Origin of the sequence: Nocardioides sp. BP30, from assembly GCF_029873215.1 — a bacterium.
GTDB lineage: Bacteria > Actinomycetota > Actinomycetes > Propionibacteriales > Nocardioidaceae > Nocardioides.
In genome coordinates this window covers 195,301-208,519 of record NZ_CP123620.1, presented here as the reverse complement: position 1 = coordinate 208,519, position 13,219 = coordinate 195,301, and the positions used below count along the sequence as shown (strand labels likewise).

Genomic DNA, 13,219 nt, shown 5'->3' with positions numbered 1-13,219 from the left:
CGCTGCCGTCAGCGCTCCCGCCCGCGCTTCCGTCAGCGCTGCCATCAGCGCTGCCATCAGCGCTCAGCGTCGGGGCAGTCTCACCACGAAGGTCGCTCCGTCCGCCGCCTCGACGACGTCCACCTCGCCGCCCAGCGAGCGCGCCACCCGACGCGAGATGCCGAGACCGAGGCCGGTGCCGCCGGAGCCCGAGGTGCCGGGCTCGAAGACCCTGTCGCGAACCGTCGCTGCCAGCCCCGGACCGTCGTCGGTGACCAGCAGGTGCACCTGATCGGGCGTCGCCCGAGCCTCGAACCGCACCGTGCTGCGGGCGTAGCGGACGGCGTTCTCCACGATCGGCGAGACCGCCTGCACGACCAGCGTCGCCGGCGCAGCGACGGGAACCGTGGTCTCCGACACCTCATCGACCAGCTCGAGGTGGTCGGGTACGAGCGGCCGGAGAGCATCCACGACGGCTGCCAGCGACGTACTGGCCTTGGCGCTGGCCCCACGCTCGCGAGCGAGGTCGAGCAGGGTGGCGATGACCCCGGTCATCCGGCGCGCGGCCGCCGAGATGGCCTCCAGGTCCTCGCGCGCGTCCTCGTCCGCGACGCCGCGCAGCAGCGCGAGGTCCGCGGCGCCCTGGATGGTGGTCAGGGGAGTGCGCAGCTCGTGGGCGAGCTCGGCGGTGAGCCGTTGCTCGGCCCGGATCGCCGCCGCCACCCGGTCCAGGAGATGGTCGAGGGTCTCGCCCAGCTTGCTCAGCTCGTTGTCCGGGGTGCCCAGGTCGAAGCGGTGGGAGAGGTCATGCTCGGACCAGTCGGCGGCGCGCTCGGCCATCTGCTCCACCGGCTCGAGCGCCTGCCGGGTGACCCGCCAGGCGATGATGCCGGCGACGCCGACGACCAGCAGGCCGAGCACGATCATCGCGATGAGCGCCTCGAGCTCGGTGCGCTCATAGGGATCGGAGCTCTCGCTCACCACGACGGCGCCGCGCTCCCCGGACCGGGTGGTGAACGGAGCGGCGCGGAGGTTGAGGTTGTCGTGTGCCTCGGCCTCCTGCCGCTGACCGGTGGCCAGCGCCTTGATCGCCAGGGCGGCCGCGTCGCTCTCGGCGATGTGCTGGATGCTGCCGCCCACCGGCGCGCCATGGGCGTCGTAGACCCGGCTCAGCGGCTCGATCGACTCCCACGACTGCTCACCGAGCGGCTTGCTGGTCGCCCGCACGATCGGCAGCACGGCCTGGGTGCGCTCATCGAGGACGCGACGCACGTCGTTGTGGGTGTTCCACTCCAGCACGGCCTGGGTGCCAGCGGTGAGGACGACCATCACGAACGCCATCAGCAGGACCGTGGAGGCCACGATCTGGGTGCGGAAGCCGCGCGGTCGCAAGCGGAGCATGCCGCTCATTCAACAGCTCACTTGAGCGTGAAGCCGACACCTCGGACGGTCTTGAGCTCCACCGGCGAGCCGACATCGTGCAGCTTGCGGCGCAGCCGGGCGGCATAGGAGTCGATGGTGTTCTCGCTGACGATGGCACCGTCGGGCCACGCGGCCGCGACGACCGCGCGCCGGCGTACGACCTCCCCAGGCCGGCTGGTGATGGAGGCGAGCATCCGGAACTCGGTCGGCGTCAGCATGACCTCGCGCTCCTCGCAGACGACCGCGTGCCGAGCGGGATCGAGCACGAGGTCGGTGGGTACGCGCGGTACGACGAAGCGGCCACGGCGGCTGAGTGCCTCGACCCGGGCGACCAGCTCCTTCACGTCGAAGGGCTTGGTCAGATAGTCATCGGCGCCTGCGGCGAAGCCCGCCACCTTCTCGTGCAGCTGGCCCAGCGCGGTGAGGAAGAGCACCGGCGCGACCTGGCCGGCGCTGCGCAGCGCCTGGCAGACGTCGCGGCCGTCGGCGTCGGGCAGGCCGATGTCCAAGATGATGACGTCAAGGTCGTCGTCGGCCCGGAACATCCGGATCGCCTCGTTGCCGTCGTGCGCTGCGACCGTCTCGTGTCCGGAGATCCGCAGCGATTCGGAGACGATCCGTCGGATCGCCGGGTCGTCCTCGCAAAGTCCTACGCGTGCCATGGTCTCCAGTGTGTGACTCCAACCTGTCACGAACCTGACTGTACGTCGATGGCGTGCCTGCGTGGCGCCCTGCCCGGCGGAGTCTGGCAACACCCTGCGAAGTTCCTGGCGCGCCGGCGGCGCAGGGCCGTAGCGTGCCTCCTGCCCTGTTCCGACCGATCCTGGAGGATCACATGTCGTACGAGCCCTACCCGTCCTCGCCGTACGGCGAGCCCACCCCGCCCCCGCCCGTCGGCGACCCGGCCGTCGCTCCGCTGCGCGGTGCCACGTTCGGCCAGGCGGTGCAGCGGTTCTTCCAGAAGTACGCGCAGTTCCGCGGCCGGGCCAGCCGGTCGGAGTTCTGGTGGTGGTACCTGGCCAGCGTCATCATCGAGATCGTCTTCCGCGCGCTGGGTGCCGCCAGCGGCGTGTTCGCCCTCCTGGGCGGACTGTTCAGCCTCGCCGTGATCGTGCCTCAGATCGCGATCGGCGCCCGGCGACTGCACGACACCAACCGCTCCGGCTGGTGGCAGCTGCTGGTGTTCATCCCGATCGTCGGGTGGATCATCCTCATCGTGTGGTGGGCGTCGCGGGAGAAGCCTGAGGGTGTGCGGTTCGACCGCTGATCGACATGCTGGGGTAGTCCGGGGCGCAAATCATGGGTTCGGCCAGTCCGGCCCTGATTTCCGCCCCGGACTATCCCGACCCTAGGCCCGGCCCTCGGCCCGCGCGCCCTGCCACAGGTCGATGCCGGAGTCGACGGCGTGCTGGTCGATGGCGGCCAGCTCCTCGGCGGTGAAGTCGGGTCGCCGTAGTGCGCCGACGCTGTCGCGGACCTGGTCGGCCGAGGAGGCGCCGATCACCAGCGAGCTCATCCTCGGGTCGCGCAGCGCCCACGCCAGCGCCATCTGCGCCAGCGTCTGGCCGCGACTCTCGGCCAGATCGTTCAGCGCCCGGATGTGGGTCAGCGCCTCCGGCGTGAGCAGCTCGGTGGACAGCGACTTGTCCTGGGCGGCGCGCGATCCGGCCGGCACCCCGCCGAGATACTTCGAGGTCAGCATGCCCTGGGCCAGCGGACTGAACGCGATGCAGCCGGCGCCGACCTCCTCGAGGGTGTCGAGCAGTCCGTCGGTCTCGATCCAGCGGTTGAGCATCGAGTAGGACGGCTGGTGGATCAGCAGCGGGGTGCCCAGCTCCTGCAACAGCCGCGCTGCCTCGACGGTGAGCTCGGGGGAGTACGACGAGATGCCGACGTACAGGGCCTTGCCCGAGCGCACGATCGCGTCCAGCGCGGTCATGGTCTCCTCGAGCGGGGTCTCCGGGTCGGGGCGGTGGTGGTAGAAGATGTCGACGTACTCCAGGCCCATCCGCCGCAGGGACTGGTCGAGCGAGGCGACCAGGTACTTCCGCGAGCCGCCGATCTGGCCGTACGGCCCGGGCCACATGTCCCAGCCCGCCTTGCTGGAGATGACCAGCTCGTCGCGCAGCCCGGCGAAGGTGGTGGCGAGGTGGCGCCCGAAGTTGGTCTCGGCCGCGCCGTAGGGCGGCCCGTAGTTGTTGGCCAGGTCGAAGTGCGTGATGCCGGCGTCGAAGGCGGCCTGCAGGATCTCGGCCTGACGGGAGAAGGGCACATCGTCGCCGAAGTTGTGCCACAGCCCCAGGCTGAGGGCGGGCAGGGAGAGGCCGCTGCGGCCGGTGCGACGGTAGGGCATGCGGCCGTCGTAGCGCTCGGGATCTGGCTGGTAGGTCATGACGACAACGCTATCCGCGAGCCGCTCGGCGCAAACTCCGGTGGTGCTCGGCTTGTAACGCGGTGTCCGGTCGTCTCTTGCGGCGGTGCAACACCGCAGAACATGACCGGACACCGCGTTACAAGGGCGATGAGCGAGCCGGCATCCCGGCGCCGGAGTCTTGTTAGTCTATCGGAATGGTCCGATTAAAGCCGGGCGAGCCGCGCCCCTCCGCTACCACCCGGCGCGCGGACCTGCCCCGACGCCGAGGCTCGGCACGCGGTGCCGTCCCGGACGCGAGCATCCTGCGGGCGGTGCTCGACCATGGTCCGGTCGCGCGCAGCAACATCGCCCGGTTGACCGGCACGTCTGCCGCCTCCGTCAGCGGGGTCAGCGGCAGCCTGCTCGAGGCCGGCCTGCTCCGCGAGGTCCCCGAGGCCGCAGGCCCGCCCGGGTACGGCCGCCCGCATGTGCCCCTCGACATCGAGGTCGGCGCGCAGGTCGTCCTCGCCGTCCACTTCGCGGTGGCGAAGGCGACGGTGGCGGCGCTGGACCTGCGCGGCCGCGTGCTCTCGTCCGAGGAGATGCCCTACGACCGGCCGGCCGCTCACGATGCCGTCGCGGCGGCGGCACAGCGCATCCACCTGCTGCGGGCGAGGTACGGCGATCGGCGCGTGCTCGGTCTGGGTGCGGCGGTCGGCGGCTGGGTCGACCCCGAGCGTGGCGTGGTGGTCGACAATCCGATGCTCGGCTGGCGCGAGGTGCCGCTGCGCGACCTCCTGCAGGCGGCGACCGGCCTGCCGACCTTCGTGGAGAACCACGGCCGGGCCCTGCTGGGCTCCGAGCGGCTCTTCGGTGCCCATGCCGCGCGTGCTCGGGAGAGCATCCTGCACCTGTTCGTCGGCAACCTGGTCGACGCCTCGTTCGCGCTCCACGGTGGGGTCCACCAGGGTCGCCGGGCGGCGTCGGGCAACCTCGCCCACCTCCCCGTCGACGCGGACCCTGGTTGGTGCGACCCGTGCTCGTGCGGGCGTGCCGGGTGCTTCCCGGCCGCCGTCTCCGAGCAGGCGCTGATCCGCCGTGCGGCCGACCTCGGCGTACGCGCGCGGCTGGTGACCGAGCTGACCGAGCTCGCCCGCGCGGGCGACGAGCGTCTCGTCGGCCTCTTCATCGATCGGGCCCGCGTCGTCGGCCACGCGGTCGCCTATCTGCTGGATCTGTTCAACCCCGAGGTCCTCATCCTGACCGAGGCCGGGTTCTTGTGGGTGCCGCCGGCGCGGGAGGCGCTCCTCGCGGAGGTGGCGGCCCGCTCGGCGGCGCACGAGGACGCGGGCGAGGTCATCGCGCCGCCGAGCGCCGAGGAGTTCCTCGCGCTCGCGGCCGGCACCGCGCTGCTGGACCGGGTCTACGCCGCACCACTCGCGGTGATGGGCGATCTGCGCTCCGTCGCAGGGACGACTTAATTCATCGCGGTGCATTGTTGTCAACAATGTCTAGTGGCTTACTCTAGTTATATGTCCGCGTACCCATCGACGTCTCCGCTGGCCCGTTGTCGCCGCGCTCGTCGTGGCGCCTGTCGCTGTCGCCGCGTGTCCTAGCGAACGCTCACCGATCCGCCGACAGTCACGGCGGCCACCACGTCATCCGCTACCCCAAGCGGAGGTCAGGCGCTGCGCTCCTCGGCGCCCGCGCCGCACCGTCCCCGCTCCTCAGTCCCGTCGTCCTGTGTTGAAAGGACCCGTCATGACCGCACAGCTCGAGCACGCGCTCACCCTCGACCCCGAGACCATCGCCACGAACGCAGCGCCGGAGCCCGGCTACGCCGCCATCACCGTACGCCGCGTCGGTGCCCATCTCGGCGCCCAGATCAGCGGTGTCCGGATAGGAGGGGAGGTCCCGGACGCGCAGATCGCGCAGATCAAGCGAGCGCTCGCGCGACACAAGGTCGTGTTCCTGCGCGAGCAGCACCACGCCGACGATGCCGACCAGCGCGCCTTCGCCGCGCGGCTCGGCACCGTGACCAAGCCGCATCCGACCGTCGCCGGCGACGGCGACGCCGTGCTCCCGATCGACTCCGACCGGAGCAAGGCCAACAGCTGGCACACCGACGTCACCTTCGTCGACCGCGTTCCCTCGGCGTCGCTGCTGCGCGCCATCGAGCTTCCCCCGTACGGCGGGACGACCGTCTGGGCCAACACCGCCCGCGCCTACGAGCTGCTCCACCCCGCCCTGAAGGCGCTGGCGGAGCGACTGTGGGCGGTGCACTCCAACGTCCACGACTATGCCGCCGAGCACGACCAGTCGCGGGTCGGCGGGATCGACGTCCGGGAGCAGGCCTATCGCGACGAGTTCCGTCACCTGGAGTACGAGACGGAGCATCCCGTCGTCCGCGTGCACCCGGTGACGGGCGAGCGAACCCTGCTGCTGGGGCACTTCGTCAGGCATTTCGTCGGGCTCTCGGGCCACGACTCCGACGACCTGTTCCGGCTGTTGCAACGGCACGTCACCCGGCTGGACAACACGGTCCGGTGGAGCTGGCGGCTCGGCGACCTCGCGATCTGGGACAACCAGGCGACCCAGCACTACGCGGTCGACGACTACGCCGACCAGCGTCGCCGGCTGCACCGGATCACGCTCGCCGGCGAGGTGCCGGTGAGCGTGGACGGCGTGGCGAGCACCCCGCGCAAGGGCGACGCCTCGCACTACTCGCCGGTCGCGGTGCAGGGCTGAGGCTTCGCCGACACCACCGACCGACCGCCAGCAGACAAGGAACGTCATGAAAGCAATTCACCGTCCGGCCCCTCACCGGACCACTGCGGCAGCCGCAGCCGCACTCCTCGCCGCCGCCACCGTCCTGACCGCCTGCGGGAGCGACGGCGGCAGCGGCAGGACCCTCGCCCTCACCGCCGCGCTGCCGCAGCGGACGCCCCAGGGCACCGAGATCAGGATCGGGGACCCCGCCATCCAGGTGGCCCTGAAGAGCTCGGGCCTCGACAAGCAGCTCGCCGCCGAGGGGGTCGACGTCTCGTGGGCGGACCTCAGCGGCGGCCCGCAGACGATCCAGGCCTTCCGGGCCGACCAGCTCGATTGCGGCGCGGTCGCCGACATCCCCTCGCTCTTCGCAGCCTGGACAGGCACCTCGACCAAGATCGTGTTCAACGCGGTCACCGTCGACCCGCTCCACCACCCGGTGTACCAGCTCGGTGTCGCGCCGGGCTCCGACATCACCAGCCTCGCCGATCTCAAGGGCAAGAAGATCGCCTACAGCCCCGGGCAGGCGCAGGGCGCGCTGGTGCTGCGGGTGCTGCAGAAGGCCGGCCTGACCCAGAAGGACGTGAAGCTGGTCGAGATGACCAGCACCACCGCGGGCGAGTTCGCCACCGCACTGGGCAGCAAGGCCGTCGACGTCGCACCCCTGGGGATCTCCCAGGTGAAGGCGTACGAGGCGAAGTATCCCGGCGCCACCACGATCGACACCGGCATCCGCGACGACGCCTCGACGCTCTACTGCCTGACCAAGGCGGTGCAGGACCCCGACAAGGCCGCGGCCCTGACGGACTACGTCGCCATCCGAACCAAGGCGCTGCTGTGGGAGAACGCCCACCCCGACCAGTTCGCCCAGGCCTACTACGTGCAGAACCAGGGCCTGAGCGCCGCCGATGCAGCCGCGACGGTCAAGGCCGTGGGCGACGCCGGCATTCCCCAGACCTGGGACAACGCGGTGCAGCGGCTGCAGGAGACCGCCGACCTGCTGGCGAAGGAACAGGACCACAAGCATCTCGACGTCGCCACCCTGGTCGACCGCCGCTTCGAGAAGGTGGAGGCCGAGGCCGCCGGCTCCGACGTCGTGACAGGAGACGCCTCATGAGCACGCCCTCGGCCCTCTCGGTGAGCTCCACCCGGGAGCACCCCGTGTCCGGATCCGGTACCGGCGCGAAGCGGACCGTCCCGGACGCGGAGCGGTCCGAGGAGGATCGCCGCGTCGTACGGCGCCGGCTCGGACCGGGGCGCCGGCTGCCCGGGGCGTTCTGGATCGGACCCGTGCTGGTGCTCGCGCTCTGGTCGCTCGGCTCCGCGACGGGCTTCATCAGCCCGGCGATCCTGACCGCCCCCTGGGACGTGGTCTCGGCCGCGCGGGCCCAGTGGACCGAGCACGACCTGCTCGGCGACGTCACCGCCTCGCTGCGCCGGTCCGCGCTCGGTCTCGCGTTCGGCATCGCGGCCGGCACCGTGCTCGCGGTGGTCTCCGGCCTGTCCCGGCTCGGCGAGTCCCTGATCGACGGGCCGATCCAGATCAAGCGGTCGATCCCGACCCTGGCGCTGATCCCCCTGTTCATCGCCTGGTTCGGCATCGGCGAAGAGATGAAGATCGTCACGATCGGCCTGATCAGCATGATCCCGATCTACGTGAACACCCACAACGCGCTGCGCAGCATCGACGGCAGGTACGCCGAGCTCGCCGAGACCCTCGACCTCGGCCGGGTCGCCTTCATCCGGCACGTGGTGCTGCCGGGAGCGCTGCCCGGATTCCTGCTCGGGCTGCGCTTCGCCGTGACCTCGGCGCTGCTGGGACTGGTCGTGGTCGAGCAGTACAACGCCACCAACGGGGTGGGCCACATGATGTCGCTCGCCGAGAACTACGGGCAGACCGACGTGATCGTCGTGGGCCTCGTGCTCTACGGCGTCTTCGGCTTCCTCGCCGACACGGCGGTCCGACTGGTGGAGAGGAAGGTGCTGGGATGGCGTCGCACACTGGAGGGCTGATGCCCGCCGAGGTCGCCGCGAACGGGCAGCGGGGAGCGGGCGAGCCCGCGGTGCGGGTGCGGAACCTGCACCGCAGCTTCAACCGCGCCGGCGGCGTACTGAACGGGCTCGACCTCGACATCGCGCCGGGCGAGTTCGTCGCGCTCATCGGGCGCTCCGGTAGCGGCAAGAGCACGCTGTTGCGGGCGCTGGCGGGGTTGGACCGCGACGTACGCGGTCATGGACAGATCCAGGTGCCCGACGCGGTGTCGGTGGTCTTCCAGGACTCGCGGCTGCTGCCCTGGAAGAGGGTGCTGGACAACGTGGTCTTCGGCCTGCGAGCGCCCGACGCCAAGGAGCGTGGCAGGCAGGCGCTCGCCGAGGTCGGACTCGCCGGCAAGGAGAGGTCGTGGCCGGCCGAGCTCTCGGGCGGCCAGCAGCAGCGCGCTGCGCTGGCGAGGTCCCTGGTCCATCAGCCGCAGCTGCTGCTGGCCGACGAGCCGTTCGGCGCGCTCGATGCGCTCACCCGGATCCGGATGCACGTCCTGCTGCGCCGGCTGTGCGAGGTGCACCGGCCGGCGGTGCTGCTGGTCACCCACGACGTCGACGAGGCGATCGAGCTGGCCGACCGGGTGATCCTGCTCGATGACGGCGTGGTCGGAACCGACCTGCGCATCGACCTGGCGGAGCAGGCCGAGACCGATGCTGCCGAGCTGGAACGCCGCCGCGCCGAACTGCGTCACACCCTGCTCGAGGCGCTCGGTGCCACCGGCGAGCACCTCGGCTCCGACTTCATCGCCCCCGGCAGGCGCCGGGCCTCCTGAGAAGGGACTCCACCATGACCGACCGCACCTTGCACTTCAACCTGTTCCTGCACGACACCGGCCATCACGAGGCATCCTGGCGACTGCCCGACGCGGACCCACACGCCAACCTCTCGTTGGCTGCGCACCAGCACCTGGCGCGGGTCGCCGAGGAGGCGAAGTTCGACTCGGTGTTCCTCGCCGACAGCCCTGTCACCTGGGGCGATCCCGGCCGGCGACCCTCGGGCAAGCTGGAGCCGACGGTGCTGCTGGCGGCGCTGGCGGCCGGCACGACCAGGATCGGGCTCATCGCGACCGCTTCCACGTCGTACAACGAGCCCTACAACCTGGCGCGCCGGTTCGCCTCGCTGGACCACCTCTCCGGAGGCCGCGCGGGCTGGAACATCGTCACGACCGCCGGCGACGCGGCCGCGCGCAACTTCGGGCTGGAGGACCAGCCGCTGCACCGCACGCGGTACGAACGGGCCGACGAGTTCCTCGACGTCGCCACCAAGCTGTGGGACAGCTGGAGCGACGAGGCGATCGTGGCCGACAAGGAGGGCGGCGTGCACGCGCGTCGCGACGCCGTCGCACCGATCGACCACCGCGGCGTGCACTTCCGGGTGGACGGGCCGCTGGACGTACCCCGCTCGCCGCAGGCCTACCCACTGCTGGTGCAGGCGGGCTCCTCGGAGGACGGGAAGGAGTTCGCCGCCCGCTGGGCGGAAGCCATCTTCACCGCCCAGCCGACCCTGGCGGAGTCGCAGGCGTTCTACGCCGACGTGAAGCGACGGGTGGCCGCGGCCGGTCGACGCCCCGAGCACGTGCTGGTCCTGCCCGGCATCGTGCCGGTGATCGGCGAGACCGAGGCGGAGGCCCGCGAGCTCGACGCCGAGCTCGACCGGCTGATCGCGCCGCAGTACGCGCTGGCGCAGCTCGCCCGCACCCTCGGCGTCGCACCCGACCTGCTCGCCCTCGACGAGCCGCTGCCGGCGGAGCTGCCGAGCGAGGACGAGATCGAGGGGGCCAAGTCGCGGCGCACGTTGATCGTCGACTGGGCCAGACGCGACGGACTCACCGTGCGGGAGCTGATCGGGCGGCTCGGCGGCGGGCGCGGGCACCGCACGTTCACGGGTACGGCGACGCAGGTCGCCGACACCATCCAGCACTACTTCGAGAACGGTGCGGCGGACGGCTTCAACATCATGCCCGCGGTGCTGCCGTCGGGGCTGGACGCCTTCGCCGGGCAGGTGGTGCCGATCCTGCAGGAGCGCGGGCTGTTCCGGCGCGAGTACGACGGCGTCACGCTGCGCGAGCACTACGGGCTGCCGCGGCCGCAGAACCGGCTGCACGGGTTGCTGGCTGCGGGGTAGTGAGACGTCGGGTGCTGGGCTTGTAACGCGGTGTCCGGTCCTCTCCTGCGGTGTTGCAACACCGCGGAACAGGCCCGGACACCGCGTTACATGGATCAGTCGGCCGGCGCCAGCACCGGCGCCGTGGCCGGCCGGCGTACGGCTTCCATGACCAGCGCCGCGATCGCGGCGGCGAGCGAGGTCGCGGCCAGGAAGATCCAGACGTGCTGGAACCGGTCCAGGCCGGGGATGCCGGTGCCCAGGATGCCGACCATGATCGAGGTGCCGAGGACCAGGCCGACCTGACGGCCCATGTTGACGACGCCGGAGCCGGTGGCGGTCTGGTGCGGGGGCAGCGACGAGGTCGCGGCCGCCATCAGCTGCGGCAGGGCGAAACCGACGCCGATGCCGCCCAGCACCCACGGTCCGAGCATCTCGGTGACGTAGGCCGGGTGCACGCCGGTGACCAGCGCCTGCCAGATCCCCGAGACGGCGAAGAGGGAGGTCCCGATCGCGATCAGGATCCCCGGTGCCACCCGCGGCAGGAACCGCGTCACCAGCAGCGAGGTGATCGGCACCAGGGTCGGGCCGAGGGCGACGGCGAGGCCGGTGCGCAGCGCGGAGTAGCCCCAGTGCTCCTGCATCCACAGGATCCGGCTGAGCAGCCCCACGCCGAAGGCGACGTTGAAGACCAGCTGGCTGATGTTCGCCCAGGCGAAGGTGGGCACGCGCAGCAGGGCCGGGTCGATCACCGGCGCGTGGTGGTGGGCCACCAGCCAGCCGAACGCCACGGCCCCGACCAGCGCGACCGCCCACGAGCCGAGCACGCGTCCCGAGGCCCATCCCCAGTCGTTGCCCTGCACGATGCCGAGCACCAGGGCGGCGATGGCGACCGCCAGCACCACCCCGCCGAGCAGGTCGGGCCGCGGGGCGTCCTGGTTGTGGCGTACGTCGGGTACGACCCGCCACGCGGCCACGACCAGCACGATCCCGAGCGGGACGTTGATCCAGAAGGCGGCCTGCCAGGACAGCTGCACCAGGCCACCGCCGACGGCGGGTCCGAAGGCGGCGGCCACGGCGCCCGTCATGGCGAACAGGCGAGCGCCGCCCGCGCGGCGCTCAGGCGGGAGCGTCGCCAGCAGCAGCCCGAGGCTGGCCGGCGTCATCACGGCGGCGCCGACCGCCTGGACGACGCGGGCCCCGACCAGCCACCACACGCCGGGGGCGAAGCCGCAGGCGAGGCTGGCGGCGGTGAAGATCGCCAGCCCGGTGACGAAGCCCGCCTTGCGGCCGTAGCGGTCGGTGAGCCGGCCCATCGGGACGAGCAGCGCGGCGTAGACCACGGCGTACGCGTTCAGGATCCAGCTGAGCCGACTCAGCGACGCGGTGCCGAAGTCCCGGCCGATCTCGTCGAAGGCGACGTTGACGATGAACAGGTCGAGGCTGGCCAGGAACGCCGCCCCGGTCAGGATGACCACCGCGCTACGCCGGTACGTCCTGAGCTGACTTGTGGTCTCCATAGTCAGAAACCGTAACGCGCTGACTTTGGATAAGACAAGTTAGAATCGGGGCATGACGTTGCAACGTGCCGGATTCCTCGCCGAGCGGACCGAACCCTTGGGGGACAGGTGTCCGGTCGACCGCACCATGCAGCTGATCGGCAACCGCACCACGGTGCTGCTGCTGCGCGAGGCGTTCTACGGCGCCACCCGCTTCGACGACCTCGTACGCCGGGTCGGCGTGACCGAGGCCGTCGCCTCGCAGCGGCTGCGTGAGCTGGTCGACGCGGGGGTGCTGGTCAAGCAGCCCTACCGTGAGCCGGGTCAGCGCACCCGCTCCGAATACGTCCTGACCGAGGCCGGTCACGAGCTGCTGCCCCTGGTGCTCGCGCTGGGTCGCTGGGGCGCACGCCACATCCCCGGGGGCGGCCCGCGGCTGACCCACGTCGGGTGCGGAGCAACGGTCGTGCTGGAGGCACGGTGCGCCGAGGGCCACGCCGTACCCGAGGAGGAGATGCTCGTCACGGGTCGTCTGGCACCCTCTGACGTGTGAGTGCCATCCGCCGGCTGCTGCTCGAGGTCCTCGGCTGGCTGTTCGTCGTGCTCGGGATCGCGGCGCTCGTCCTTCCGGGGCCGGGCCTGCTGCTGCTCTTCGTGGGGCTGGCGCTGCTGTCCCGTCAGTACGAGTGGGCGCGTCGGCGGCTGGACCCCGTGCGGTTGAGGGCGATGCGCAGCGCCGCCGACGGCGTCGCGACCTGGCCCCGGCTGATGACGTCCGCGCTGGCGGCACTCGCACTGGCCGCCTGCGGCGTCCTGTGGATCGTCGACCCCGCCGTGCCGGGTTGGTGGCCGCTGCCGCGCCGGCTGTGGCTGGTCGGGACCTGGCAGACCGGCGCCACCCTGCTCTTCTCGGCCGCCGTCGCGCTGACGCTCCTCGTGCTCAGCTACCGGCGGTTCCACGGGAAGCCGGAGGCCCGGGCGGAGCTGGAGCGGGAGATGACCGCGGCCGATCGCGCCGACGAGGTGTAGGCGTCGGCGCGTGCGGCCGCT

The 13,219-nt window shown here is 71.5% G+C and carries 13 protein-coding genes; 9 read left to right on the top strand and 4 right to left on the bottom strand.

The window, feature by feature from the left end:
* Positions 1 to 63: 63 nt before the first annotated feature.
* Complete coding sequence (locus tag P5P86_RS00910; protein ID WP_280609390.1) at positions 64 to 1,380, bottom strand: sensor histidine kinase; 1,317 nt, start codon at positions 1,378 to 1,380, stop codon at positions 64 to 66.
* A gap of 17 nt (positions 1,381 to 1,397) precedes the next feature.
* Positions 1,398 to 2,063: a response regulator transcription factor gene (locus tag P5P86_RS00905; RefSeq protein ID WP_280609389.1), complete on the bottom strand. Its 666-nt coding sequence runs from the start codon at positions 2,061 to 2,063 to the stop codon at positions 1,398 to 1,400.
* Positions 2,064 to 2,197: 134 nt separating this feature from the next.
* On the opposite strand from P5P86_RS00905, the gene P5P86_RS00900 reads away from it, so the two are divergent.
* Entirely contained in the window at positions 2,198 to 2,668 is a 471-nt protein-coding gene (locus P5P86_RS00900) for a DUF805 domain-containing protein (protein WP_280609388.1), read from the top strand.
* Between the two features lie 81 nt (positions 2,669 to 2,749).
* Here P5P86_RS00900 and mgrA read toward each other — a convergent pair whose 3' ends face one another.
* The gene (gene mgrA, locus P5P86_RS00895) at positions 2,750 to 3,793 is read right to left on the bottom strand and encodes an L-glyceraldehyde 3-phosphate reductase (RefSeq protein WP_280609387.1); all 1,044 of its coding nucleotides are present in this window, start codon (positions 3,791 to 3,793) and stop codon (positions 2,750 to 2,752) included.
* A 176-nt stretch (positions 3,794 to 3,969) separates the two neighbouring features.
* Here mgrA and P5P86_RS00890 point away from each other — a divergent pair, with 176 nt between their 5' ends.
* The 6 genes from P5P86_RS00890 (at position 3,970) to P5P86_RS00865 (ending at position 10,691) form a co-directional block, all read left to right on the top strand.
* Positions 3,970 to 5,235: an ROK family protein gene (locus P5P86_RS00890; protein WP_280609386.1), complete on the top strand. Its 1,266-nt coding sequence runs from the start codon at positions 3,970 to 3,972 to the stop codon at positions 5,233 to 5,235.
* A 280-nt stretch (positions 5,236 to 5,515) separates the two neighbouring features.
* Positions 5,516 to 6,502 (top strand): TauD/TfdA dioxygenase family protein, encoded by a 987-nt coding sequence (locus P5P86_RS00885; RefSeq protein ID WP_280609385.1) that lies wholly within the window; start codon positions 5,516 to 5,518, stop codon positions 6,500 to 6,502.
* A gap of 46 nt (positions 6,503 to 6,548) precedes the next feature.
* Entirely contained in the window at positions 6,549 to 7,640 is a 1,092-nt protein-coding gene (locus P5P86_RS00880) for an ABC transporter substrate-binding protein (protein WP_280609384.1), read from the top strand.
* Entirely contained in the window at positions 7,637 to 8,536 is a 900-nt protein-coding gene (locus P5P86_RS00875; protein ID WP_280609383.1) for an ABC transporter permease, read from the top strand. The genes P5P86_RS00880 and P5P86_RS00875 overlap by 4 nt, the downstream gene beginning before the upstream one ends.
* A complete protein-coding gene (locus P5P86_RS00870) occupies positions 8,536 to 9,339 on the top strand; it encodes an ABC transporter ATP-binding protein (RefSeq protein ID WP_280609382.1) in 804 nt (267 codons plus the stop codon). The genes P5P86_RS00875 and P5P86_RS00870 overlap by 1 nt, the downstream gene beginning before the upstream one ends.
* Before the next feature lie 14 nt (positions 9,340 to 9,353).
* Positions 9,354 to 10,691, top strand: coding sequence for an LLM class flavin-dependent oxidoreductase (locus tag P5P86_RS00865; RefSeq protein ID WP_280609381.1), 1,338 nt, complete (start codon positions 9,354 to 9,356; stop codon positions 10,689 to 10,691).
* A gap of 95 nt (positions 10,692 to 10,786) precedes the next feature.
* On the opposite strand, the gene P5P86_RS00860 is transcribed toward P5P86_RS00865, so the two are convergent.
* Positions 10,787 to 12,190 carry an MFS transporter gene (locus P5P86_RS00860; RefSeq protein WP_280609380.1) on the bottom strand — a complete coding sequence of 468 codons (1,404 nt, stop codon included), beginning with the start codon at positions 12,188 to 12,190 and terminating at the stop codon, positions 10,787 to 10,789.
* Between the two features lie 52 nt (positions 12,191 to 12,242).
* Here P5P86_RS00860 and P5P86_RS00855 point away from each other — a divergent pair, with 52 nt between their 5' ends.
* Complete coding sequence (locus tag P5P86_RS00855; protein ID WP_280609379.1) at positions 12,243 to 12,722, top strand: winged helix-turn-helix transcriptional regulator; 480 nt, start codon at positions 12,243 to 12,245, stop codon at positions 12,720 to 12,722.
* Positions 12,719 to 13,198 carry a PGPGW domain-containing protein gene (locus tag P5P86_RS00850; RefSeq protein ID WP_280609378.1) on the top strand — a complete coding sequence of 160 codons (480 nt, stop codon included), beginning with the start codon at positions 12,719 to 12,721 and terminating at the stop codon, positions 13,196 to 13,198. The genes P5P86_RS00855 and P5P86_RS00850 overlap by 4 nt, the downstream gene beginning before the upstream one ends.
* The last annotated feature ends 21 nt before the right edge of the window (positions 13,199 to 13,219 follow it).